Origin of the sequence: Legionella taurinensis, assembly GCF_900452865.1 — a bacterium.
GTDB lineage: Bacteria > Pseudomonadota > Gammaproteobacteria > Legionellales > Legionellaceae > Legionella_C > Legionella_C taurinensis.
In genome coordinates, this window is sequence record NZ_UGOZ01000001.1 from 2,700,928 (window position 1) to 2,723,664 (window position 22,737).

Sequence of the window (22,737 nt, forward strand, 5' to 3'; positions counted from 1 at the left end):
TTCCTACATCAGGCAAGGAAAACGTCATGTCAGCGAATTATGCCGTTAGCCGTATGACTCGAGAGGAAATGCCCCTGGCCATTCAATGGGCAACCAATGAAGGCTGGAACCCGGGTTTACACGACGCGGAATGTTTTTTTGAAGCCGACACCCAGGGTTTTTTCGTCGGGAAACTGGATGGCAAAATCATTGCCATGGGATCGGCCGTGGTGTACGACGATCAGTTTGCCTTCTGCGGTTTTTACATGGTGGCCCCGGAATACCGCGGCCAAGGCTATGGGTTGGAATTAACCCGACACCGCCTCGATTACGTCGGCAATCGCAATGCCGGAATTGACGGTGTTCTCAGCATGCTCAACAAATATGAACGCCTGGGGTATCAAATAGCCCATCGGAATGCCCGTTACCAGGGACAGGGATTATCCATCCTCAAGGAGTTCAACCAGGCCATCGTGCCGCTTGGACCAGAACACCATGAGGCCTTGTTTGCCTATGATAGAAGGCATTTCCCAGCCCCGCGTGAACACTTTTTAAAGCACTGGATTAAGCAACCTGAAGGCGCAGCCCTGGCCTGGATTATGGATGGGCAGATAAAGGGTTATGGTGTTCTTCGCGCCTGTCAGCAGGGATTTAAAATCGGTCCCTTGTTCGCCGACAATTCCCACATTGCCTTTGGTCTGTTTGACAGCTTGGTCAGTCACGCCCGCGGGGAAACGGTTTACATTGATGTCCCTGAAAATAACCCGCACGCCCTGGCATTAGTCAATCGCCACGCCATGCAAAAATGCTTTGCCACGGCGAGAATGTACTTAAAAGGCGAACCGAAACTGCCCACTGAGCATATTTATGGCATTACCACCTTTGAATTGGGTTAATGATGACCAGGAACTTAGTCGGTTATGCGGCCCACTCTCCCATCCACTCCTGGCCGCAGGGCGCGCGAGTAGCCGTTAATTTTGTCATTAATTACGAAGAGGGGGCTGAATTAACCCCGGTGAACGGCGATACGCAGGCAGAAACCTATGGCGGCGAATTTCCGATGGCGCCCCGTCCCCAGGGCCTTCGCCACCTGAGCATGGAATCCCTGTTTGAATACGGCAGCCGTGCCGGAATCTGGCGCCTGCTTCGGCTGTTTGAGCAAAAGGCCATGCCTTTGACTGTCTTTGCCACAGGCCTGGCACTGCAATTAAACCCCGAACTCTGCCGCTATTTACGGTTCAGCGGCTATGACATTGCCGGTCACGGCTGGCGATGGATCGATTACGCACAGATGCCGAAAGAAGAGGAAAAAAAGCACATTGAACGCTGTGTAGACACCATTGAGCAATTAACCGGCCAACGGCCGCAAGGGTGGTATACCGGTCGGCGCAGTGAACATACCCGGCCATTGCTACGGGAAATCGGCGGCTTTCTCTATGATTCTGACAGCTATGCCGATGATCTGCCCTTTCTTGAAGACGATCACCTGATTATACCCTATACCCTGGTCTGCAATGACTTCCGTTACACCACCAATCCGGGTTTCTCGACCGCTGACGAGTTCTACCGGCAGCTTAAAAACACGCTGGATTACCTCTACGAAGACCATCGTCTGGCGCTGATGACCATTGGTCTGCACGCCCGAATCAGCGGCCATCCCGGACGGTGTTTGGCCGTCAGACGCTTTATGGATTACCTCAGCCGGTTTCCCGATGTCTGGATTACCCGGCGTGTGGATATTGCCCATTACTGGCTGAATGAAATCAGGGCCTCGTCAAAGGGCAATCACCCGCCACGCCGTAAAAAGACATGACTTAAAAGTCTATGAGCAGGCGATGGTCTATTTTTTTAAGTTGCGATTTAAACAAATCCTTAATCGCTTCCAGCCGCTCTGTATTGTTGGCCTCAAACCGAGCCACCAGACAGGGCGTGGTATTGGAGGCGCGCAACAATCCCCAGCCATCGGCAAATTCCACCCGCATGCCGTCAATGTCAATGATTTCAGCCGCAGGAAAATGGGCTTCCCGGCTGAAACGCTCCATGAAGGGAAACTTTTCTTCTTCCGCAATGGGAATTTTAATTTCCGGTGTGTTGATGCTATTGGGAATTGCCGCAAACTGCTCGCTCACGGTAAGCGGTGACGCACTGATGATTTCCAGCAACCGGCAGGCGCTGTAAAGCGCATCATCAAACCCATACCAGCGATGTTTGAAAAACAGGTGGCCGCTCATCTCGCCGGCCAGGGCAGCCTGTTCCTGCTTCATCACCGATTTAACAATGGAATGCCCGGTTGGACACATTTTCGGCGTCCCCCCCGCCGCTTCAATCACCTTGGCGAGATGACTTGAGCATTTGACATCAAACACAATGGTCGCCCCCTTGACCTGTTCCAGCAGATCGCGGGCATAAAACATCATTAAGCGGTCGGGCCAGATGATTTCACCCGTGTTGGTCACCACGCCTAAACGATCCGCATCGCCGTCAAACGCAAGCCCGATATCGGCCTGATGGAGCGCCACAGCCTGGCGCAGGTCGTGTAAATTGTCTTCAATGGTCGGATCGGGGTGATGATTGGGAAAACGCCCATCCACATCACAATACAAAGGAATAACCTCGCACCCCAGTTTTTCAAACACCGAGGGGATCACCGGGCCGGCAATGCCGTTACCGCAATCCACGACAACCTTCAATGGTTTTGTCAACATCACGTCGGAGACAATGCGGGCAATGTAATCTGAAAGCACATCCTGATTAATCAAAGTCCCCTTGCCGCATTGGAACTGCCCCTGGCAAACCCGCTCATACAGGGCATCAATGTCCGTCTGTACCAGTGTTTTACCGGCAAGAATGATTTTGATGCCATTGTAATCGGCCGGATTATGGCTGCCGGTGACCATCAAACCGCAATCCAGATCATAGGCACAGGTGGCGTAATACATGACGGGAGTAGCGACGGCGCCCAAGTCAACGACATCAATGCCGCTGTCTAACAGGCCCTGTTTTAACGCGGTACACAAACTGTCGCTGGTTAAACGGCCATCACGGGCCACGAAAATGGTGTGGCGTTCAAGCGCCTGCAACTCCAGGCTGATGGCTTTGCCGATGGTATAAAAAGCATTTTCATCGAGATAGGTACCGATAACGCCACGGATGTCGTAAGCCCGAAAAACTGCACGGTCGATTGCCCGTGGATGATAAGTCATCATTGTCTCCCGGAACTGCCAAAACCGCCTTCGCCACGGCTTGACTCGGTAAAGGCGTCAACCACGGTGAACCCCACGCGGGTCACCGGCAGGAAAACCAATTGGGCAATACGATCACCCGGCTCAACCGTAAAATGATCCTGGCTGCGGTTCCAGCAGGAAATTTTCAATTCACCCTGATAATCGGAATCAATCAGGCCGACCAGATTGCCAAGCACAATGCCATGTTTATGACCTAAACCTGAACGGGGAAGAATCACCGCCGCCAGATTGGGATCCGCAATGTAGATTGCAAGCCCGGTGGGTAACAGGACGGTTTCATTGGGGGCAATTTGCAACGGCTCATTAATGCAAACCCGCAAATCAAGACCGGCCGAACCCGGCGTGGCATAGGAAGGCAACTCGATGGTTTGCCCAAGACGCGGGTCAAGAATTTTAAGTTGAATGGCGTTAAGCATATCAATTCCTTGCTTTTGTAAGGGAGCCATTTTGAAGAGTTGCCGCAAGAATTGCAATAATTTCTCCCGCAATCCGCGTTTTGTGCTGAAAGGCCAGTGTTCTTTCTTCCTGTGATGTAATCACGATGACTTCATTGCCATCCTGTTCAAATCCTTTATTTCCTCCGACCTGATTGGCAATGATCATATCGAGTTTTTTAGCCTTGAGTTTTTGTCGGGCATGCTCGACGACCTTGGTTGTTTCCGCTGCAAAACCGACCACATAGGCAGCTTTACCGCTTGACGCGACGTCCGCAAGGATGTCCGGGTTTTTAGTCAGGGTCAATGACAGGGACTCTGCCTGCTGCTTTTTTATTTTTTCTGACGAGGGCTGGTCGATACCGTAATCCGCCACCGCCGCACAGCCAATAAAAATCATGCCCGGCTTCAGCGCCCCCATCACCGCCTTGCGCATGTCCCTCGCGGATTCTACCCGATAGGCGGTTACACCGGGGGGAACAGGCAGCGCGGAAGGCCCGCTGATTAAAAGCACCTCCGCACCTGCCCTTTGGGCGGCGGCGGCCAGAGCATAGCCCATTTTGCCAGAACTGCGGTTGGTGATCATTCTTACCGGATCAATCGCTTCCCAGGTAGGGCCTGCCGTAATCATCACCGTCCTGCCGGTCAACAGACCACTGACGGCATGAAGCCTTAAACCGGTAAGAATCGCTTCCACGTCACTTAAACGGCCTGGGCCTTCTTCACCGCAGGCCTGAAGCCCTTCATCAGGCCCCACAAAAATCACCCCCCGGTTGCGCAGGGTCTGGCAATTGTCGCGGGTAGCAGGATGCTGCCACATGCTGCGGTTCATCGCCGGGCAGACGATCACGGGATTTTCAGCGACAAGGCAGAGGGTAGATAACAAATCATCCGCCAACCCATGGGCCATTTTGGCCAGAAAATTGGCTGACGCCGGGGCAATCAGCAGGTAATCGGCCCAGCGGGCCAATTCAATGTGCCCCATGGCGCGCTCTGCCTGTGAATCAAACAGTTCCGTTCTGACCTCGTGGCCGCTTAAAGCCTGCAGGGTCAGCGGTGTGATGAATTGCTGCGCGGATTGCGTCATCACAACACGCACATCGGCGCCCAGGCGGGTCAATTCGCGAATCAGATAGGCTGATTTGTAAGCCGCAATACCGCCACAAATGCCCAACACAATGTTCTTGCCGGCAAAATCCTGCATGCGTTTCTCATTCAATGGTGACTACCTGCGATCAAAACACAATCCCTGGCATAAAGGAATATCAATGTCCTGAACCGTAAAAGCCGTTGCTGTTGGCAATGACCGTGATTCACCGGGGCGAAGGTACTGTACAGTGGGCACGCAGGCTTTCCACCCACTCCCGGTTTTTGCCAAAATCGTAATACCCCATGGTCGCGCTGGACGTCACCTGGCCGTCCTTTCTAATGATTAACCAATCGGTAAAGTTAAAGACCGGACTCTGTCGATAGGCTATCAGTGATGACTCGTCCAGTTTGACCAACGTGGTTTTCGGCGATTGCCTGACCACACAGTCCTTGATTGCCGACAAGTCAGCGACAGTCAGCGGCGCCACGTAATGGCTATCGCTCTCAGGCACCAGGCTGCTCACCCAGTTAGGTTTGGATGCGGTGAGCGCCCCTTGAATTAACCCTTGAGGCATGCCGCGGAAATTGATTGCAGGTATAAAATGCATAAGCAGCGGTGCGATGATTAAAATCACAAGAAGGGCCGTGAATACAATTGCAAGCGTGGACATGGTTTTTGCTTTCATTGATGTAAAATTCTATCTTACCGATTTATTGGTTAACCTGACAGCGAAGGCGACTTAATCTCGTCAATATCACCGGCGATGACCTCATCCTCCACAGCCGGCTCCAGCTGTGGCGCACAGAGCAGGCCCGCCCGTTTGGACTCTTTAATCACTAACTCGGCCTGATTCTGCCTGTCGATGTAAAACGCTGTAAAACTGAAATGCCGTGTCATTTCACACGCCTCGCGGTAATTTTTTTCATCATCGTCATAAAACTCAACCTCGACTGCTTCCGCCAGAGGAATTTTCTCCACGGTTTCAAGGTACTGAAGCACCTGGCCAATCTGGGCATTTTTACCGGTGACTTTAAGGCGCGCCACTCGGGCATTAAACTCATCCCCTTTCACCGTGGAGATGATAAGCGGCATCGGCATGGATTGAATGTTATAAACAGAGAGAACATTGTCCGCGTAAGTGTCAATGCGCTCCCTTAACGTCAGTGGGGTATTGAGAATCACTTCGATGTAACGTTTGATGTAATCCGGGTCATTGTGATAGCTGGCAATGGCGGCAATGTGCGTTTCATCATGAATAAAAAGCTTCGTGACACCCGCCTTAATGTTTGTCTCAGGCGCGTGCAAATGGGTTCTGTTGAACGTGTGCTGGCAAGTAATTGTCCAATCGAAATCAAAGATCCGTATTTTCATAGCCGAGAAGGAAAAGAAAGGATGTCAAAAGTATAAAACAAACTTTTAAAAAAGAATGCCTTTTTTAGCTGTTTGTTCACGCCACCCCTCATTTTAGCTCTTTTTTTAACCAATAAGCTATAATTTAAAGGTAGTGTTGATGGGAGTCTATTAATGGCGAATATATCACGTAAGGAAATCATGGACTTATCTCACGAAAGCACGGTGGGTTTGATTTATTCCCGTAGTGATTTGCATCAATATTTAGTCGAACTTATCCATAATGACAAGACAGACTATATTCATGAGGGAATTGGCGTGGCAGTATTTCCTACCATGGAAGAGGCATTAAGGAGCGCACAGCGGCGCGGTGCCAAGTGCTTTTTTCTATGCCTTGACAATACCTATGACGAATGCGGGGCTGAGCCTGCAACGCCTCATTACAACTACCTGCCCATTCGTCCCTGCCGAAAACATTAACATTTTCCTGATATTCACTCTAAAATGAAAGCATGCCGGCATGAGGCCGCCATTCTGCATTGTGCGCTGGAGTGAATTGATGGAAAGAACAACGGAAGTGTTAGTGGTCGGCGCAGGCCCAGTGGGTTTATTTTGTGCCCATGAACTGCTTCGTCACGGCTTGAAAGTCAGAATTATTGATAAAAAGGACGGCTTAAGCGACAAGTCCAAAGCCTTGGGCCTGCACATTCGCACCCTCGATGTCCTGGACGACTGCGATCTCCTCACTGAGGTACTCCGTCAGGGGCAGCGTGTCGAAGGCGCGATTTTTAATTCAAAAGGCCAACCGCTTTTTGAAGTCAATTTCAACGGCATTGGCTCCAACCGCAATTACCTGATTGATTTACCCCAGAATCAAACCGAGGCCATTTTCCACCAGAGTCTGCTTGATCAGCAGCAGCCTGTGGAATGGCAAACGGAACTGGTGTCCTTTTCCCAATCCAGCCAGGGCATTAAAGCGGTTCTCACGCATCAAAACGGCAGCACAGAGGAGGTTGAGGCGGATTGGCTGATGGCCTGTGACGGCTCCCACAGTACCCTCAGGCATCTGGTCAATGAACAGTTCGCCGGGGCGGCCTATGAACAAGCCTGGTGGCTGGCCGATGTCCACATTGACTGGGCAAAGCCTCAGAATAAAATGCTCATTTACGCCAGCGACAGAGGGCCTTTAGCCTGTTTTCCCATGGGTGAAACCCGCTACCGCGTGGTCATGACGGCGCCGCCTGATTTCAGCGGCGAGCTGACGCTGGAGGACATTGTTGCCGAATTCAAGACACGAAGCCTTGAGTCATTTAACCTGTCCAATCCAGTGTGGCTCAGTCAATTTACCATTCACCATCGTCAGATTCAAAATTACCGCCATGGGCGTGTCTTTTTTGCCGGGGATGCCGCGCATATTCACAGCCCGATGGGCGGTCAGGGATTAAATACCGGCATTCAGGATGTGTACAACCTGGTGTGGAAGCTGGCCCTGGTGCAGAAAGGGTTAGCTAACGAGGCATTACTGGACAGTTATCAGGCCGAGCGTCATCCCATCGGTGAGCAGGTATTGAAAAAAACAGACCTGATGACACGGATGATTCTTTTGCGTAATCCTCTGTTGGTTAGCCTGCGTAATGCCTTTGCCCGTCTGATGGTTTCCTTTAAACCGGTGCGCAAAGCCTTGGCCAGGGATTTGGCCGAGTTAACCATTTCTTATGCCAAAAGCCCGATTGTCCGCGTGCAGGGTGCCGCAGGGCGACTTAAAATCGGCGAATACCTGGGTGATTTCAGCCTGCTAAATCCAATCCACGGCTGTCAACAAACCCTGTCGCTTCTCACCCGCGGCACACGGCATCATCTGTTGGTCTTTTGCGGACAGAATACCGGCGACCTTCAGGCGTTTTCTGCCTTGTTGCAGCGGTTGGCTGAACGATTGCAATCCATCGCGGGGGTTCATGCCGTAATCAGCGACACCATCACTCTGCCGGGTTCCTTTGCTTCCGTTTACATTGATCCTGACTTTTCACTGCACAAGCACTTTGATCTTCAACACGAAACCGCCGTTCTGGTGCGGCCGGATAAGTACATCGGTTTAATTCATTCGCCCGTTCATGAACACGAGTTACTGGCGGCCATAAGGAGTATGGGGATGGTGTGCTGAACAACAACAGTTGCAAATACCTTGCGGTCAATTATCATTAGGGCATGTCCGCGTTCAGATCATGAGACCAACCATGCGTTTTTTTCTTTTTTGTATTGCCGCAGCCGTTGCGGCCGGCGTTCATGCCGACACCATTGACCATTACATGAACATTGCCAATAACATTCCGCAAATGGAAATGAAGGCTGATCCGCAGGCGCAGGCCTGGGCACGCTCGGCCCGGAATGTGTTGACCATTACCAGTGAAACCGTGGCAGAAACCCTGATACAGGCCAATGAACTGGCTAAAACCCAGGGACGCCCCCTGTTTTGCCTGCCCACTGGGGTGTCACTCAATGCCGTTACGCTCAATGGCATCATTATGCAAACTTACAATGAGATATCCAGCCAACAAAGCGACAAGGACAAAATGACGGTTTCACAAGTCGCCTGGCTTGGCGTGGCCAAAGCTTACCCCTGCAAGGGTCAATCGAATCTGCCTCAGGCAATCCAGCATGTCGGTGCCCTGGGTCAATAACCAGCAAGGCCGGCTAAACCGGCCTTTTTACTTATTGGCTGAATTCTTCAAAGGCTTCCAGCGCTTCGGCGGCATACATCAAGGAAGGCCCGCCACCCATGTACACCGCCATTCCCAGTGTTTCAATCAATTCTTCACGGGAAGTCCCCAGTTTAACCAAAGCCTGGGAGTGAAAACCAATGCAACCTGGGCAATGATTGGCAACGGCCAGGGCCATGGCAATGAGCTCTTTGGTTTTTTTATTGAGCGAGCCGTCTTTGGTGGCGGCCTGCGACAACGCTGAAAAGCCCGCCATCACATCCGGCATTTCTTTGCGTAATTTTGCTAACTGGGTACTGATCCCTTTGGTAATGTCACCAAATTTCTGCGTCATTGGCATTCTCCTGTGTTGGCCTAAAGCATTTCATTAACAGCCGTTTATATCATGCGGCCCCCAGCGCCCACAAGTTTGTTTATTTATGGATCAAACAGGGCATCGCGTGCCCTGCTGCAGGGTTTGCAAGTCGGCCCATAAGCGTTCGACAATGGGGGTATGGGCCGGCTTTTGCAGGCGAATGGCCCCCATGGTTAACAGCCGCTCATCAAAATGCGGCCCGCTAAGCCGCTGCAATCGTCCATCCGCCAGTTCCAGAGCCACCTGGTGTAAGGGCAGACGCCCCCAGCCCAGGCCGGCCGTAATAATGTCTTTTTTGGAATGAACATCGCTGACAGTCCAGCGCCGCCCGTGTTCGAGAACACCGAAAGTAAAATCCGACTGCGATGAATCGCGCAAAATAACCTGCATGCAATCGGATAAATCATCCAAATCATGAAGCTTGTCGGCATACTGCTCGATAAACAGCGGAGACGCGACCGCCACCATGGGTTCTGAACGCAGGACAATCACTTCCACTGCGCGATCGGAAATCAGGTTTTCACTGATCACCAAATCCGCCTGATGCCGCACCAAGCGTTCACAGGCGCCGCCCAGGGACTCCGATAAAAAATGGAATTGAGTCAAGGGATAAGTACTTATCCAGTGCCGCAATAACTCTTTTAATGCACTTAACGGGTAAAACACATCGATGGCAATGGTGATGTCGCTTTCCATCCCCGCCCCCAATTGCTGGGAAAACTGGTTTAAATGCCGCCAATGACCGACCAGCGACTTGGCCCGTTTATAGAATTTAACACCCTGCGGCGTGAGCTCAGGACGATAATGGCTGCGGTCAAACAGACACAGGTTTAAGCGGTCTTCCAGTTTTTTCACCGCCAGAGTAATGGCTGGCTGTGTTTTAAACAGGGCCTTGGCTGCCGCATTAAAGCCACCTTTTTCAACCACGGTGACAAAGGTATGCAAGGCATCGAAATCAATTTCCATTAATTTTTTTAATTAAATAGATAAAAACTTAATATTATCAAATTATAGAGTTTTCTTCTAACCTGCAATCTAACCCAATCACAGCAGGACCCACGATGAATAACATGAATGATGACGAGGTGGTTAATGAGTTAACCTTCCTTCTGATGCGCCATCTCCGTTCCAGTGAGGGAAAGCACAGTGACTGCCGCAAAGCGCTCTGCCCCCGCTGCCAGTATTATCCCAAACAATACCTGGCCGCCGCGGTACAAAAGCAATGGCCGCTGGTGATGATTCTTCCGGCTTTCCCCGCCAAATCAGCCAATCGGGAAAAAACCCTGTCTCCTTATCCCGATCGGGGTGAGATCATGGGGTTAAGCCACTTAAACACCCTTTGCGCCACCATGCAGCAAATCCACCGCCAGGGCGTCAAGCTCATTATCTGTTCTGATGGCCGGGTGTTTAACGATCTGGTGTTAGTGAGTGATGAGGATGTGGACATTTATCAACACGGTGTTAAGCAAATCATCAAGGATTATCACCTGAATCATCTTTCCACCTTTTCGCTGGATGATGTCTATGATTTAAAAGCTTACGGCCGCATGCGCGACCAGTTGATGACTGAGTATGCACAACCTCTTCCAGAGCTTCTGGCGCGCCTGCAGCAGGATGATGCCTTGTTGTACCAGTTTAACGGCATTCATCGCTTCATCATTGAAGACCAACTGGCGCTGCACCCCACCTTGTCAAAAAATCAGATCAGGAAGCAGGCGAAACCGGTGGCCTACGAAGTGATACGCCGCTCCAACGCCTGGTCGCGGTTGCTGGCCGATTATTTTCCACAAAGCCTGCGTTTGTCCATTCATCCCCAGCCTTGCGGTGCGGATAAATTGGGCATTCAGTTCCTGCCCGCCAGCAACCAATGGGCCACCCCCTGGCATAACGTCCTGTTAAAAAAGCCGGAAGGGTGGCAACTGGTTAAACGGCAGGAGGCGGAACGTCTGGGTGCCCGTTTAAATCATGATCATTATGTTCTGGAGGCTTGCTGATGTTAACCCTATCCGATTCGTTTACCCCGCACCTCATCACGGCAGAGCAGGACGATCTCGCCGCAATACCACTTAATGGTATTCTGAGAAACGTGACAGAACATCAGCTCGTCCTGTTGCGCGGCTTTAAACCACTGGACAAGGACAGGCTGGTCAATTATTTGCAGAGCCAGGCCTCCCTTCTGCATTGGGATTCTGGTCCGGTGATGGAAATGCGGGTGGACAAACGCAAACCCAATTACCTGTTTACCGAAGGCGATGTGCCTCTGCATTGGGATGGGGCATTTCATCAGGAGCCGCGCTTTCTTTTTTTTCACTGCTTAAAAGCGCCTCTGCCGCAATGCGGCGGCGAGACCCTTTTTGTCAATACCCAACGGGTCTGGGACACGGCCAATGCCGGGGAACGGGCGGCGTGGCGTGACTATGCCTTCTCGTTTAAGACCGAAAAACGCGTTCATTATGGCGGGGCCATTGTCCGGCGCATGGTCACCCACCATCCGGATACCGGTAAAACGATTCTTCGCTTTGCCGAACCCGTGGGCGACGATTATTTAAATCCCGTCGACGTGCAGGTGCTTGGCAAAGAAACGTCGGAATCCAAGGCCATTCTCGCCTCACTAAGTCACCGCATGCGCGCCCCTCAGCATTGCCATGAACACCGCTGGCAGGAAGGGGATTACCTCATTGCGGACAATTTTGCCCTGTTGCATGGCCGCAATGCCTTTAGCCAACACAGTCCCCGTCATTTAAGAAGGATACAGATTCTATGAAATCGTACACTTTGATGCAGTTAAAACAGAGCACCACCCCGAGTGAGTTCAGCCGCCATTTACGCGAAATGGGCGAACTTTTCTGGTGGGAGCCAGGTCAGTTTTTTGTGATTACTTCGTATGCGTTAGCCAAAGCGGTGCTGACCAGTGGGGATTACACTTGCGATCGTACTCCCTTTTTTATTTCGCGCATGCCGGACATGAATTTAAACTTAATCAGCGATTTTTTTAAGGTCGTAAGCCGCATGATGGTGATGAGCGATGCCCCGGAGCACACCGACAGACGGCGCATTTGTTACCATGGCTTTGGTCAGCAGACCCTCAATCAATTAACCCCCTTGATTGATGCCACCATCGAGCGTTGCCTGCTGGCGTTCAAGCCGGGTCAATCCTTTGACTTTGTGCATCAATTGGCGCAAACCCTCCCCTCGACCACCCTGGCTGAATTGTTTGCCATTCCTGAGCGTGAGCGACTTGATTTTTATGAGTGGTCTAACAACATGACGCAGTTTTTCGGCGGCTCCACCACTTACCAGGATGCCGACGGCATCCGGGTTAACCACAGTGCCAAACGGTTGTATGACTATTTCGCCAATCTCATTGAGGCACGCCGTCGCCAGCCCGGACAGGATTTCTTAAGCACCCTGCTGCTTCATCAGGCGCACTTTGGCCTGACGGATGACGAGATCATTTCCCAGGCCATCATGATGCTGGTCGCAGGCCAGGTCACAACCACGGATCAACTCTGCAATAATGTGTACACCTTACTGACTGAACCCGGACTGTGGACGAGGCTTCAGCAGGACAGTCCCCGTCTTGATGCTTACCTTGAGGAATGCAACCGTCTTGATCCAGCCGTCACCTTCATTTTCCGGGTCACCCGAAACGACACGGCATTAGGAGGGCAGTTGATTGAGCAAGGCAAGGTGATTTTCATTGCAACGCATGCCATTAATCGCGATCCGGTTTACTTTAGCAGACCCGAGGAGGTGGTTGTGGAAGGCAGAACCGTGCCTCATTACAGTTACGGTTATGGCAGCCATTTCTGCCTTGGCGCCAAATTGGCGAGACTGGAAATGCACCGCCTGGTTGAGGTCCTGCTTAAGCGCTACCCGAAATTACAGCTGGATTCTGCGCATACACCGCAGCGAAAGCATCACAGTCTGTCCTTTTCGGGATTTGAGCATCTTTTTCTCAGCACCGGCGATTAAGCAAAAATCTCCCTGAGGAAATTTTCCATGGCCTGAAGGGAGCGGCGTTCAGCAACCGGATTGTAGATGGTGCCAAGCTGCGTATCATGGGCCTGGGGGTTGGCAAAGGCATGTTGGGTATGACCATACAGGTGCACCTGCCAATCCACTTTGGCATCGGTCATTTCCTGACCAAACTCGTTAACCTGTTCAGGACGAACCATGGGATCATCGTACCCGTGCAGCACCAGAATTTTGGCACTGATGGGCTGGGCGTGCAGCTCTTTAGGCTTGTTGAGTAACCCATGGAAACTCACCACGCCGTTTAAGGGCACCCCGCTTCGTGCCAAATCAAGCACACACAGGCCGCCAAAGCAAAACCCGATGGCTGCCACGCGGCTGTTATCCACTTCCGGCATGGCAATCACCGCGTCAAAAGCGGCATTGATGCGATCACGCAATAACAGTCGATCATTGGCGAGAGGCTGCATAAGGCCCATTTTCTCATCCGTGGTCTCACCCAGGCGCCCATGACCATACATATCCAGGGCAAAACCTAAATAACCCATGCCAGCCAGCATTTCCGCTTTTTTACAGGCGAACTCGTTACGACCGCTCCAATCATGGGCCACAAGCACAGCAGGCCGCGGCCGATCGTGTGAGTCGTCATAGGCTAAAAAGCCGTGCAGTTCCTGTTCGCCGTGATGATAAATGTAATTCGATGTGTGCATGAGCTATCCTTTTTTTCCTGGCTAATCAGTACGGGTCAATTGCGCAAATATCCAACAAAAATACCATTAAATCAATCGGTTGTGTGGGTTATTTTTCCCACTCCGCGATTTTTTTCATTAAAAAGCCGGCGCCGTACAACACCACACCGGTGATTAACAGGCATAAAATTCTGACCAGAGTCGGTGTGGACGCCGCATCGTAAAGCAGCGCCTTACCGGCCGCAAAACCTAACACAATAAGGGCTGATTTCGCCATGGTTTTATCCCGGCGCTGATAGGCAAACGCCATAACGGCAATGGCGTAAAACAACCAGCAGGCCGATACGGCGAGAGAACCGTAAGGATCCGCAAGGCGGTAAAATCCGGCAATGGCCAATACATGGGCCGCGCCCAGCAAAGCCGAGCCCTTCTCGTCATTGTGAGCTAAATCGTCGCGGCGATAAATAAGGACTAACCATGTGCTGATCAAAGCAGCAAAAGCGACCGGGAGCCAGAATGCAGGGCCGTCACTTCCGATCATGCTTGAACGCTGCAGGAGATGGTTAATGATATTGATGTATTCAATGGCGAGAACAATAAAGCCAATCAACGCTGGAACATACCACGTGCTCCTGTCTTTCATCGAGGAGGGATTAAACGGCACAAAGGCAAAAGCCAGCATCATCACCACATACACCCAGGGTTTGATGTCAGCCGGCAGCAGTTCGATATAAAACGAATGGAACAGAACAATGGCTACAAAAGCAAAAATCACCGACTGACTTTTAATCCGGCCGTCAGGAAACCAGCGTTTAGCCGAGGCATACAGCGCAAGCAGCAAGCCAGCAAACACCAGGGACAGCCAGGGCGCCAGCCCCGGATAACTCCGATCGATATAAAAGTACTCCATGGCATAAAACAGCATAAGGACAGGAAAGAAACCCCAGGCTTCCTTTTCAGTCAATTCCTGCTGATTGACGCGGGTAAATAAATAGGTGCCCAAAGCAAAAATGAGAAAATGCAAGGCCAGTACGATGGCAATCGTCACATCATCCTTTAAATCAAGACCGATAAGCGACGTGATGAGTATGGCGAGATACGCCGCAATGATGGTCATTATCCGTGACCGCAGCCAGATGGAAAGGGTTGCAAAAGTCAGGGAGCAGCATACGAAATAATAGACGGTAAAAAGCGCCTGGGTGTGGAAACCAAGAATAACCGGCGAAAGGTAAGCCCCAACTGCGGCACAAAGGGCATAGACATCGTGCTTTATTTTCAAATACAGGCCAATGCACAGCAACGATACCAGCGACGTCAGAATCAATGCCGCATCAACCGATACCAACGCGTAAAGGCGGTGGGCGGCAAAAACGGAAAGATAGAGAATAATCACCCCCGCCGCCGGCAGCAGGCTTGCATAGCCACGATAAGTGGAAAGCATGGCCAGCCCACAGCCGATTAAACTCATCCCGAACACGGCCGCGATGACAATTTGGCGCGCAGGCGTTAACCAGCCGCTGTCTATGGATAACTTAATAATAAAACCGGCCGCCAGCACAAAACACACCACCGCGATCGTGCCCAGCCAATTCCCGGAGTTGGATGACCCTTCCAGTGCGTTTAAATCAGCCTCCCTGGCCGTGGAAACGGGGGCTTTCGGCTCATGCCAACCGGATTGCGCGGGCGGCGGGGGAAGAGACAGTCTTTCTTCAATTACGGCAAGACGTGCTTCGATGGCGTGTAAGCGTTGTTCAAATTGATTCAAGTCCATTCAATGCCTCGACGTTTCCATTCACTGATCCAATGGTAATCCTATCTGCGGCAAATGGGTATCTTAGCGGCTAAATTCAATGTTGAATTTTTCCTGGGGGATGAATTGGCCCTTATTAAACACATACTTGTCCACCCCGCAGGCCAATCCTTCCTGATTGATCACATAAAAACTGTTGAATTTATCCTGGGTACGCACACAGGATAACGAACCGGCGTGGAGGATCATGGCATTATCCTGGTTGTTTTTTTCGATAAGGGTGATGTTGGCAAAATGCAAATGACCGGTACAGACAATGTCGATTGGGCTTTGTTTCAAGTAGTCAATGAACTCCTGCGTGTTGATTAAGGGATTGTGCATGCCCTCAAAATAATGGAAGTTATGATGGAAAAACAGAATGTTCAAGCGGTGATCGGACTCCTGGAAGAAGGCCTTCATTTTCGCCATCGACTTCCGCGACAGCCGCCCATCCTTCAATTCATACGGGGCCACCGAGTTAAGGCCCAGGATCCGGCATTCCGCGTTGCTGAAACTGACTTCCAGTTCCGGGGACACAGAGCGCCTGTACTGTTTAAAAGGCCAAAACAGGCGGGCAACCGAATTAAACAAAGGAATATCATGATTACCCGGTACCACGAGATAAGGTGCACGCAGCCTTGCTAAAAATCCAGCCAGCGCCTTAAATTGCCAGCTTCTCGCGCGTTGCGTCAAATCCCCGGAAATGATCAGCAAATCCGGTTGAATCAGCGCACAGGCCTCGTGAAATGCTTCCGGGATGGTTTCGATGTGGCGGCCAAAATGCAAATCGGAAATATGAATAATTTTTATCATTCCGTCCCTTGCCTTTCGATTTTCTTAGTCAGTGATGTTCATTAAGCCTTAACCAGAGTATAGCGTGGCATTCCTCAGGCTGCTTTTCTTTCATACCGACAGACTAATGGTAACGAACAAGAACCAAATGAACCTGCTCGCTTCAAATGACATTTTCAAACCAGGTCGTTCATTATTTAAGCCTCTCTTAATACATCCCCCCTATAATTAAAAGACAGTACCATGAAGTAATGACTATGAAATCGGAGCAATTTTCAAGTTTAGTCCACTCCGCTGAAGCGCTTAAGGCCGCATTAGAGAGCAACCCCAATCTTATTAATGAACAGGACGAGGACGGCTTAACCCTTTTACATCATGCTGCGCAAATCGGTAATTACATGGGTTCTACCAGTGCCAGTAAAATTCTAGACGTGCTGTTTGCCAATGAAAATCTTGATTTCACGATTAAAGACAAGGCTGGCAACACGGCTGTCCATGTGGCGGCCTGGTGTTGTGAGGACAGGGTAACATGCCAATACGTATTCCCCTCGTTTGTTACAGAAGCCGCGAAACGGGGATTTGATTTTGCCACGCTGAGTCAGCAGGGACAAACGGTCTTACACATTGCCACAAGGACCTCCTATACGAGCCGTACAGGCAGAATCAACAATGTTGACAATGTCATTAATAACGCAGCAAACCCAGGAATCAATGCACTCTCCTCTTCAGGATCCACCGCGCTCTATTATGCAATTAACCATCTTCATTTTGATGAAGCGTATTCGTTATTGGCCGCCGGCGCCAATCCCCTGGTGTATGGTTCCGATCGCGATCCATTTGCCATGGTTGATGAGCATCTTGCAACCCTGAACTCTTGGCTATCCCAGGATGAATATGCTGACCAGCACGAAGCAATCAACGAAAAAATTGGCCAATTAAATGATTTAAAAACAGCGATGATTACCAGTGATCCTGTAAAAAGTTTTGCCGAGATAAGAAAAAACGCCCGAATACTGGCGCAGGGAAAACGGCAGGGCTCTCTGTTCGCCACCCTGCCCGACGAGTTGTTGCAAAAAATCGCGGCCGATACCAAAAAACCAGAGACAACTGAAGAAGAAGCCGACGCCATAGCCAAAGAACATTTAAACAAACCCGCTGTTTAAGAATCGGAAATCGGTGGCGGTTTACAGCCTTTTTGCGCGCTTGATGAAGCGGTCAAAGGCGATGATGATTGGCTTTCGTACCCCCCTTGTGCTTACGCCCAGAGCAATTGCTCATGAAGGCTTGTCGATGGTGATAAGACGCAAGCCTTGAGGAATGATTTTATAGCGCAAAGGGGATTCCATGCGCCTGACATCGCCATCCAGCGACACGTTGAGTTCAGCCAGGTCCTGACAATGAATTTCAATGGGCGACTGCGACTCTCTGAATTCAAAATTGCTTCTGCGATTGAGCATGGCGCGAAGGATTTTGAATAAACGCAACCGGCCATGCCTGAAAAAATAAAGCCCCAGCCGGCCACTGGTAAACGCTTCGCGTTTGAAGGTGGCAGGAAATTCATAGGTGTAGAGATTATTGCTTACCATCAAAAACGACGTACGCAATGACAGGACGAATTCCTCGTTTTTGACGCGCAACGACAGGGTCGGATGCTTGCGCAGGCTGTCAATAAGGCTTGGGATGTAACTTAACCATTTATAATATTTTCGGCTGTACAAATCGCGCCGGCGGGCAAATTTGGGATAAAAGCCAATCGAGGAATTGTTGACAAACACCTGGCCATTGACTTCCGCCAGATCAATCACAGTGGTGGTGCGCTGTTTTAAAGCCTCAACCAGGTCCTCAACCGTTAACGGCAACACCAATTCCCTGGCAAAGTGATTCAGGGTGCCCAGGGGAAGCACCCCCATTACCGTGCTAGTGTTCGCGCAATAATGAGCGGCCGAACGCACCGTGCCGTCGCCGCCGCCGACTAACAGGGTGTCGTACTTCGGCTGACAATCTTTGATGGTTGCATCCAGATCATCGGCATCGACCTCATACAGATCGTAATCCATGCCTGCTTCTTTCAATCCCTGAAGGAAGGGTGCTGCTGATTGGGCATTCTTGGCCTGTTGATTGATGATAACCGCGAGTGCGGTCATAAAATCCCCTTTTTTATGGTTATACAACAAGCGTAGTTGGCCAATAGCCGCTTCACAAGCCTTGCGTTTGCAGTGAAATCAACCCTTATGGGGCGTTTTAGTGCTGTTTTTGGCAAAAAAACATAAAAAAGTCCAAAAAGTCACTCGTTTTAAACTATGCTCTAAATAGAACAAAAAAAAGGGAAAAGATGATGTTAGTCAATACCTTAAAAGACATGAGGGATTTTTTGCATGCCCAACTGTGTTATCAATTGTTCATTACGCCCATTCCCATGCCCGTTGAAAAACAGTATCGGGCCTTTGCCGAGCGTGCCTGTGAATACATTGCCAGCAAGCGGTCAACCCTGATTGAGCGGCATTCACCGCGCCATCATGTGTTTCATCATTTTGACCAGCCTGACAATCCTACTGCTAAAAAAATATTGATTACTCATGGCTGGATGTCGCGGGCCGCCTACATGGTGAAGCTCATTCGCCATCTTCATCAGCAGGGGTATGAGGTTTATGCGCTGGATTTCCCGGCTCATGGCGAAGCCAAAGGGCTGCAATTGACCTGGACCGATGCCGTGACCATCCTTCGTGAAACCATCAACCATTTTGGCCCCTTCCATGCGGCCATAGGCCATTCCTTTGGCGGCGCCATGCTGCTTAACACCCTGAATCTGGCCAATCAGTTTGAAGAATGGCAACTTAAATCCTCACCTGAGCGCATGGTGCTCATCGCCTCTCCCACGCTCATGCGAACGCCAGTAAGCCGCTTGGCCAGGCAACTGCGCCTGAGTGGGCAGGGGTATCGCGAATTACGCAATATCTTTCGACAGAATGCTTCAACAGAAATTGAGAACCTTCATTTTCGCCATTTGGTTAACCGCAGCCAGGTTCCCATTCTTTGTATCCATGGCAGTGAAGACAGCACGATTCATCCTGTCGAATCCATTCGTTTTTGCCAACGATACCCCCATGCCGCGTTAAAAATCATTCCGGGCATTGATCATGTTGAAGTGTTGATTGATTCCCGTGTGGAGCAGGAAGTGAGCCATTTCCTGGCCTAATCCAGCGTGCGGCGGTACCGTTTATAACCAATGGCCATCATGACCACGGCAAACAGCATAATGGGGATGGTTTCCTGCCAGACGTCCCAAAAGCCATTTCCTTTCAGCAGAATTCCCCGCACAATAATAAGGAAATGAGTCAGAGGCAGAATCGATCCTACCCATTGCGCCCATTCCGGCATGCCCTGAAAGGGGAACATGAAGCCGGATAACAGAATGGACGGCAAAAAGAAAAACATCGCACTCTGTGCCGCCTGCAACTGCGTTGACGCCATGGTGGAGAAGGTTAATCCCATGACCAGATTAGCGAAAATAAAGGGCAGACAACAGACCATCAGCAGCAGGATGCTGCCTTCCATGGGCACACCGAATAACAATTTAGCCAGTATCAAAATAATCAGAGCCTGCAGGTAACCTACGATAATATACGGCAGCAGCTTGCCGATCATCACTTCCAAAGGACTCACCGGGGTAGCCAGCAGGTTCTCCATGGTGCCCAGTTCGTATTCACGGGTAATGACCAGTGCGGTCACCACCACCAGCGTCATCGTCATCACCACCCCGAGCAGGCCGGGAACAATGTTGTAGGAGGTAATCGCCAAAGGATTATAAATGGTATGAACCTGAGGCTGATAAGGCGGGATTTTCGGGCTTAGGCTTGCCAGCGGACCGGTTAATTCTTTCTTTAACACCAGCGAGGCCAGTTCAACAAAGACATTCACAGCCCGACTGGTTGCCGCAGGATCCGTGGCATCGGCTTCGAGTAACAGCACCGGCCTTAGTCCCTTCGCCAGATCACGGGAGAAATTAGGCGGAAAATTAATCACAAACTGCACCTTGCCGCGTTTGAGCAAACGATAGGCTTCCTCTTCAGTCAGGGCAGGCGCTATGAATTTAAAGTAAGTGGAATTTTCCATGCCGCTTAAAATGCGGCGGGTCAGCGGACTGGGATCGTTGTTCACGATGGCCGTGGGCAAATGGCGGGGATTGTTGTTGATGGCAAAGCCAAACAGGACGAGTTGCAACAGGGGAATAAAAAGTATCATGCCGAACGTGGCCTTATCACGCCGCATTTCAATGAATTCTTTGACCATGATGCCAATGAGCCCGGAGGCAAACGGGGTTTTCATCCCATTTTTCCTCCCGATTGTTTGACCAGGCTGATGAAAGCGTCTTCCAGGGTGGGTTCAATTGCCTCCCAGCGTATGGGGTAGCGTGCGGCCAGTTGACTCAGTTCGTTTTCCACGCGGTTTTTGTCATACCCGCACACATGGATGCGGCTGCCGAACAAAGCGGATTGCACAATACCCTGCAATTGTTTGGTTTCCTGCAATAAGCGGGTGGAGACTTCGCCTGAAATCTCCCAGGTACCGAGTTGGGTCGTGGCGATCACTTCCGCTACCGTGCCCGTCACCAGTAAATCGCCATAGGCAAGATAAGCGAGACGAGTACAGCGCTCTGCTTCATCCATGTAATGGGTGGACACCAGGGTGGTAATGCCCTGTTCGCTCAAACTGTGAATTTTATCCCAGAATTCCCGTCTTGCGATCGGGTCTACTCCGGCTGTCGGTTCATCCAGCAACAGCAAATCAGGATCATGCAGCAGGCAGGCGGCCAGCGCCACACGCTGTTTCCAGCCCCCCGATAATTGCCGGGTTAATTGATTGCGGCGGGGTATTAATTCCAAATCCTCCATTGTCTGTTCAACCCGTTCTTTACGTTTATCGACGCCATACACACGGGCAACAAAATTCAAATTCTCCTCGATGGTCAAATCCAGGTAGTAACTGAATTTTTGAGTCATGTAGCCGACGTGTTGCTTTATTTTTTTGGATTCCGTGAGAATGTCATAGCCCAGGCATTGCCCTTCCCCCTTGTCCGGGGTTAACAACCCGCACAACATACGGATGGTGGTGGTTTTACCGCTGCCATTGGGTCCAAGAAAACCAAACACTTCGCCGCGTTTAACCAGCATGTCAATGCCGTTTACGGCGATTTTGCCGTCAAAGGATTTTGTTAAATTGTGGACATCAATAATGGCATCGGTTGTCATCGTAATAACACCGTCACGGGCTGCCCCGGTTTAAAGGCATGGAAATTGTCAAACCGGGCCTGCACGCGAAAGACCAGTTTGTCGTAATTCTCACGGCTATAGATGAGGGGCGGCGCGTATTCCGCTTCCGGTGCGATATAGCTGATTAGCGCCGGATTGTCAGGTTGACAGCCACTGCAGGTAAAATGAATTTTTTTACCGATGCTCAAACGGGCCAACTCCTCGACTGGTACGTAAAATTCAATGTGGACATTTTCAGGCGTGAGCAAGGACACCACCGCCTGCTGCGCACCAACAAACTCCCCCGGGCGGTAATAGGTATCAAAAATCACCCCGGCTGCAGGCGCATGCACCGTTTTTTGCGCTAATTGCCACTTGGCTTCATTGAGCTTCGCCGCAATCGCCTGAATCTGCGCTTCCTGCGCCTTGATCTGGTCGCTGCGGCTGCCCATCTTCGCCAGCGTTAGATTGGCTACATACTGATCCCTTAATTTTTTCTGCTGATCATAGGTAGCAAGAATCTCATCAAGACGGTCTTTTTCGATGGCATTTTTCTGATAAAGGCTCTGGTAGCGCTTCACGCGGATTTCTGTCAGTTTTATCTGGGCGTTCACTTGTTCAATCTGCGCCTCAATGGCCTCTACCTCCGGGGCACGGCGCGGGTTTTTTAAATCCTTAAGCAGACTTTTGGCCTGTTCCAGATCACTGGCATATTGCTTAATCACCTGTGCCTGCGGCTCGGGATCCAGTTGAAAAAGCCGTTGACCTTTAGTCACCGCCTGGCCGCGTTTAACCAGCAATTGTTGCAGAATGCCTGAATTGGGTGAGGCCAGGTAAATATTATCGCCTTCGACATAACCCTGGTAACGCCGCTCGCCGGAATGACCGCAGCTTAGCAGGAGAAGGGTCAGGACAATAATCGCGTAATGTTTGATTTTCATAGCGTTTCAAGTTTAAAGCCTCGTTTGAGTATAATGAATTGCCACTGAACTTGCAGCTATTCCTGCTGAATCCTGTGCTTGGCAGGTTGCCCTTCCGCCCATTTCTGCCTACCATTTAATTTTCCTGTAGCG

General features: G+C 50.7%; 24 protein-coding genes. 10 read left to right on the forward strand and 14 right to left on the reverse strand.

Going from position 1 to position 22,737, the window contains the following annotated elements:
- Window positions 1-26: 26 nt before the first annotated feature.
- Complete coding sequence (locus DYE45_RS12315; RefSeq protein ID WP_108294235.1) at window positions 27-875, forward strand: GNAT family N-acetyltransferase; 849 nt, start codon at window positions 27-29, stop codon at window positions 873-875.
- A 2-nt stretch (window positions 876-877) separates the two neighbouring features.
- Window positions 878-1,792, forward strand: a complete 915-nt coding sequence (locus DYE45_RS12320; RefSeq protein ID WP_108294237.1) for a polysaccharide deacetylase family protein — start codon at window positions 878-880, stop codon at window positions 1,790-1,792.
- A gap of 1 nt (window position 1,793) precedes the next feature.
- Here DYE45_RS12320 and DYE45_RS12325 read toward each other — a convergent pair whose 3' ends face one another.
- The 5 genes from DYE45_RS12325 to DYE45_RS12345 form a co-directional block, all read right to left on the reverse strand.
- Window positions 1,794-3,182 carry a phosphomannomutase/phosphoglucomutase gene (locus tag DYE45_RS12325; protein WP_108294239.1) on the reverse strand — a complete coding sequence of 463 codons (1,389 nt, stop codon included), beginning with the start codon at window positions 3,180-3,182 and terminating at the stop codon, window positions 1,794-1,796.
- Complete coding sequence (gene dut / locus DYE45_RS12330) at window positions 3,182-3,640, reverse strand: dUTP diphosphatase (RefSeq protein WP_108294241.1); 459 nt, start codon at window positions 3,638-3,640, stop codon at window positions 3,182-3,184. Before dut ends, DYE45_RS12325 begins: the two co-directional genes overlap by 1 nt.
- A gap of 1 nt (window position 3,641) precedes the next feature.
- Complete coding sequence (gene coaBC / locus DYE45_RS12335; protein WP_108294243.1) at window positions 3,642-4,862, reverse strand: bifunctional phosphopantothenoylcysteine decarboxylase/phosphopantothenate--cysteine ligase CoaBC; 1,221 nt, start codon at window positions 4,860-4,862, stop codon at window positions 3,642-3,644.
- Between the two features lie 109 nt (window positions 4,863-4,971).
- Window positions 4,972-5,418 carry a DUF1499 domain-containing protein gene (locus tag DYE45_RS12340; RefSeq protein ID WP_108294245.1) on the reverse strand — a complete coding sequence of 149 codons (447 nt, stop codon included), beginning with the start codon at window positions 5,416-5,418 and terminating at the stop codon, window positions 4,972-4,974.
- 47 nt (window positions 5,419-5,465) lie between these two features.
- Entirely contained in the window at window positions 5,466-6,119 is a 654-nt protein-coding gene (locus DYE45_RS12345; RefSeq protein ID WP_108294247.1) for a hypothetical protein, read from the reverse strand.
- A gap of 153 nt (window positions 6,120-6,272) precedes the next feature.
- Between DYE45_RS12345 and DYE45_RS12350 the strand changes: the two genes are divergently transcribed.
- From DYE45_RS12350 to DYE45_RS12360, 3 genes are all read left to right on the forward strand, one after another.
- On the forward strand, window positions 6,273-6,578 hold the full coding sequence (locus DYE45_RS12350) for a hypothetical protein (protein WP_133138211.1): 306 nt from the start codon (window positions 6,273-6,275) through the stop codon (window positions 6,576-6,578).
- Window positions 6,579-6,657: 79 nt separating this feature from the next.
- Window positions 6,658-8,259, forward strand: a complete 1,602-nt coding sequence (locus DYE45_RS12355; RefSeq protein WP_242602724.1) for an FAD-dependent monooxygenase — start codon at window positions 6,658-6,660, stop codon at window positions 8,257-8,259.
- A 61-nt stretch (window positions 8,260-8,320) separates the two neighbouring features.
- Window positions 8,321-8,776 carry a phosphatase gene (locus DYE45_RS12360; RefSeq protein WP_370447872.1) on the forward strand — a complete coding sequence of 152 codons (456 nt, stop codon included), beginning with the start codon at window positions 8,321-8,323 and terminating at the stop codon, window positions 8,774-8,776.
- Between the two features lie 31 nt (window positions 8,777-8,807).
- Here the strand turns inward: DYE45_RS12360 and DYE45_RS12365 are convergent, their stop codons facing one another.
- Together DYE45_RS12365 and DYE45_RS12370 are read right to left on the reverse strand one after the other, a co-directional pair.
- Window positions 8,808-9,149: a carboxymuconolactone decarboxylase family protein gene (locus DYE45_RS12365; RefSeq protein WP_108294251.1), complete on the reverse strand. Its 342-nt coding sequence runs from the start codon at window positions 9,147-9,149 to the stop codon at window positions 8,808-8,810.
- 90 nt (window positions 9,150-9,239) lie between these two features.
- Entirely contained in the window at window positions 9,240-10,136 is an 897-nt protein-coding gene (locus DYE45_RS12370) for a LysR family transcriptional regulator (RefSeq protein WP_108294253.1), read from the reverse strand.
- A 95-nt stretch (window positions 10,137-10,231) separates the two neighbouring features.
- Between DYE45_RS12370 and DYE45_RS12375 the strand changes: the two genes are divergently transcribed.
- The 3 genes from DYE45_RS12375 to DYE45_RS12385 are packed head-to-tail and all read left to right on the forward strand — an operon-like array spanning window position 10,232 to window position 13,145.
- Complete coding sequence (locus DYE45_RS12375) at window positions 10,232-11,164, forward strand: isocyanide synthase family protein (RefSeq protein ID WP_242602723.1); 933 nt, start codon at window positions 10,232-10,234, stop codon at window positions 11,162-11,164.
- The gene (locus DYE45_RS12380) at window positions 11,164-11,934 is read left to right on the forward strand and encodes a TauD/TfdA dioxygenase family protein (RefSeq protein WP_108294255.1); all 771 of its coding nucleotides are present in this window, start codon (window positions 11,164-11,166) and stop codon (window positions 11,932-11,934) included. The genes DYE45_RS12375 and DYE45_RS12380 overlap by 1 nt, the downstream gene beginning before the upstream one ends.
- Window positions 11,931-13,145, forward strand: a complete 1,215-nt coding sequence (locus tag DYE45_RS12385; protein WP_108294257.1) for a cytochrome P450 — start codon at window positions 11,931-11,933, stop codon at window positions 13,143-13,145. Before DYE45_RS12380 ends, DYE45_RS12385 begins: the two co-directional genes overlap by 4 nt.
- Here DYE45_RS12385 and DYE45_RS12390 read toward each other — a convergent pair.
- The 3 genes from DYE45_RS12390 to DYE45_RS12400 all read right to left on the reverse strand — a co-directional run bounded on the left by DYE45_RS12390 (window position 13,142) and on the right by DYE45_RS12400 (window position 16,436).
- Window positions 13,142-13,855, reverse strand: a complete 714-nt coding sequence (locus DYE45_RS12390; RefSeq protein WP_115300966.1) for a dienelactone hydrolase family protein — start codon at window positions 13,853-13,855, stop codon at window positions 13,142-13,144. The two genes, DYE45_RS12385 and DYE45_RS12390, sit on opposite strands and share 4 nt — an antisense overlap.
- Before the next feature lie 88 nt (window positions 13,856-13,943).
- Entirely contained in the window at window positions 13,944-15,605 is a 1,662-nt protein-coding gene (locus tag DYE45_RS12395; protein ID WP_115300967.1) for a DUF2339 domain-containing protein, read from the reverse strand.
- Window positions 15,606-15,668: 63 nt separating this feature from the next.
- A complete protein-coding gene (locus DYE45_RS12400) occupies window positions 15,669-16,436 on the reverse strand; it encodes a metallophosphoesterase family protein (RefSeq protein WP_242602722.1) in 768 nt (255 codons plus the stop codon).
- Window positions 16,437-16,672: 236 nt separating this feature from the next.
- On the opposite strand from DYE45_RS12400, the gene DYE45_RS12405 reads away from it, so the two are divergent.
- Window positions 16,673-17,578 (forward strand): ankyrin repeat domain-containing protein, encoded by a 906-nt coding sequence (locus DYE45_RS12405; RefSeq protein ID WP_108294263.1) that lies wholly within the window; start codon window positions 16,673-16,675, stop codon window positions 17,576-17,578.
- Between the two features lie 111 nt (window positions 17,579-17,689).
- On the opposite strand, the gene DYE45_RS12410 is transcribed toward DYE45_RS12405, so the two are convergent.
- Window positions 17,690-18,559 carry a diacylglycerol/lipid kinase family protein gene (locus DYE45_RS12410; protein WP_108294265.1) on the reverse strand — a complete coding sequence of 290 codons (870 nt, stop codon included), beginning with the start codon at window positions 18,557-18,559 and terminating at the stop codon, window positions 17,690-17,692.
- 191 nt (window positions 18,560-18,750) lie between these two features.
- Here DYE45_RS12410 and DYE45_RS12415 point away from each other — a divergent pair, with 191 nt between their 5' ends.
- Window positions 18,751-19,611, forward strand: a complete 861-nt coding sequence (locus DYE45_RS12415) for an alpha/beta hydrolase (protein ID WP_108294267.1) — start codon at window positions 18,751-18,753, stop codon at window positions 19,609-19,611.
- Here the strand turns inward: DYE45_RS12415 and DYE45_RS12420 are convergent.
- From DYE45_RS12420 to DYE45_RS12430, 3 genes are read right to left on the reverse strand one after another with little or no spacing between them, the layout of a single operon-like run.
- Entirely contained in the window at window positions 19,608-20,741 is a 1,134-nt protein-coding gene (locus DYE45_RS12420) for an ABC transporter permease (protein ID WP_108294269.1), read from the reverse strand. The genes DYE45_RS12415 and DYE45_RS12420 overlap by 4 nt on opposite strands.
- The gene (locus DYE45_RS12425) at window positions 20,738-21,664 is read right to left on the reverse strand and encodes an ABC transporter ATP-binding protein (RefSeq protein ID WP_108294271.1); all 927 of its coding nucleotides are present in this window, start codon (window positions 21,662-21,664) and stop codon (window positions 20,738-20,740) included. Before DYE45_RS12425 ends, DYE45_RS12420 begins: the two co-directional genes overlap by 4 nt.
- Window positions 21,661-22,605 carry an HlyD family secretion protein gene (locus tag DYE45_RS12430; RefSeq protein ID WP_108294273.1) on the reverse strand — a complete coding sequence of 315 codons (945 nt, stop codon included), beginning with the start codon at window positions 22,603-22,605 and terminating at the stop codon, window positions 21,661-21,663. Before DYE45_RS12430 ends, DYE45_RS12425 begins: the two co-directional genes overlap by 4 nt.
- Window positions 22,606-22,737: the final 132 nt, after the last annotated feature.

Coding starts and splice junctions, on each gene's coding strand:
- DYE45_RS12430 (WP_108294273.1), bottom strand. CDS start 22,605: ATGAAAATCAAACATTACGCGATTATTGTCCTGACCCTTCTCCTGCTA.
- DYE45_RS12415 (WP_108294267.1), top strand. CDS start 18,751: ATGTTAGTCAATACCTTAAAAGACATGAGGGATTTTTTGCATGCCCAA.
- DYE45_RS12360 (WP_370447872.1), top strand. CDS start 8,321: ATGAGACCAACCATGCGTTTTTTTCTTTTTTGTATTGCCGCAGCCGTT.
- DYE45_RS12405 (WP_108294263.1), top strand. CDS start 16,673: ATGAAATCGGAGCAATTTTCAAGTTTAGTCCACTCCGCTGAAGCGCTT.
- DYE45_RS12390 (WP_115300966.1), bottom strand. CDS start 13,855: ATGCACACATCGAATTACATTTATCATCACGGCGAACAGGAACTGCAC.
- DYE45_RS12320 (WP_108294237.1), top strand. CDS start 878: ATGACCAGGAACTTAGTCGGTTATGCGGCCCACTCTCCCATCCACTCC.
- dut (WP_108294241.1), bottom strand. CDS start 3,640: ATGCTTAACGCCATTCAACTTAAAATTCTTGACCCGCGTCTTGGGCAA.
- DYE45_RS12365 (WP_108294251.1), bottom strand. CDS start 9,149: ATGACGCAGAAATTTGGTGACATTACCAAAGGGATCAGTACCCAGTTA.
- DYE45_RS12410 (WP_108294265.1), bottom strand. CDS start 18,559: ATGACCGCACTCGCGGTTATCATCAATCAACAGGCCAAGAATGCCCAA.
- DYE45_RS12425 (WP_108294271.1), bottom strand. CDS start 21,664: ATGACAACCGATGCCATTATTGATGTCCACAATTTAACAAAATCCTTT.
- coaBC (WP_108294243.1), bottom strand. CDS start 4,862: ATGCAGGATTTTGCCGGCAAGAACATTGTGTTGGGCATTTGTGGCGGT.
- DYE45_RS12315 (WP_108294235.1), top strand. CDS start 27: ATGTCAGCGAATTATGCCGTTAGCCGTATGACTCGAGAGGAAATGCCC.
- DYE45_RS12340 (WP_108294245.1), bottom strand. CDS start 5,418: ATGTCCACGCTTGCAATTGTATTCACGGCCCTTCTTGTGATTTTAATC.
- DYE45_RS12345 (WP_108294247.1), bottom strand. CDS start 6,119: ATGAAAATACGGATCTTTGATTTCGATTGGACAATTACTTGCCAGCAC.
- DYE45_RS12420 (WP_108294269.1), bottom strand. CDS start 20,741: ATGAAAACCCCGTTTGCCTCCGGGCTCATTGGCATCATGGTCAAAGAA.
- DYE45_RS12380 (WP_108294255.1), top strand. CDS start 11,164: ATGTTAACCCTATCCGATTCGTTTACCCCGCACCTCATCACGGCAGAG.
- DYE45_RS12375 (WP_242602723.1), top strand. CDS start 10,232: ATGAATAACATGAATGATGACGAGGTGGTTAATGAGTTAACCTTCCTT.
- DYE45_RS12400 (WP_242602722.1), bottom strand. CDS start 16,436: ATGATAAAAATTATTCATATTTCCGATTTGCATTTTGGCCGCCACATC.
- DYE45_RS12385 (WP_108294257.1), top strand. CDS start 11,931: ATGAAATCGTACACTTTGATGCAGTTAAAACAGAGCACCACCCCGAGT.
- DYE45_RS12355 (WP_242602724.1), top strand. CDS start 6,658: ATGGAAAGAACAACGGAAGTGTTAGTGGTCGGCGCAGGCCCAGTGGGT.
- DYE45_RS12370 (WP_108294253.1), bottom strand. CDS start 10,136: ATGGAAATTGATTTCGATGCCTTGCATACCTTTGTCACCGTGGTTGAA.
- DYE45_RS12350 (WP_133138211.1), top strand. CDS start 6,273: ATGGCGAATATATCACGTAAGGAAATCATGGACTTATCTCACGAAAGC.
- DYE45_RS12325 (WP_108294239.1), bottom strand. CDS start 3,182: ATGACTTATCATCCACGGGCAATCGACCGTGCAGTTTTTCGGGCTTAC.
- DYE45_RS12395 (WP_115300967.1), bottom strand. CDS start 15,605: ATGGACTTGAATCAATTTGAACAACGCTTACACGCCATCGAAGCACGT.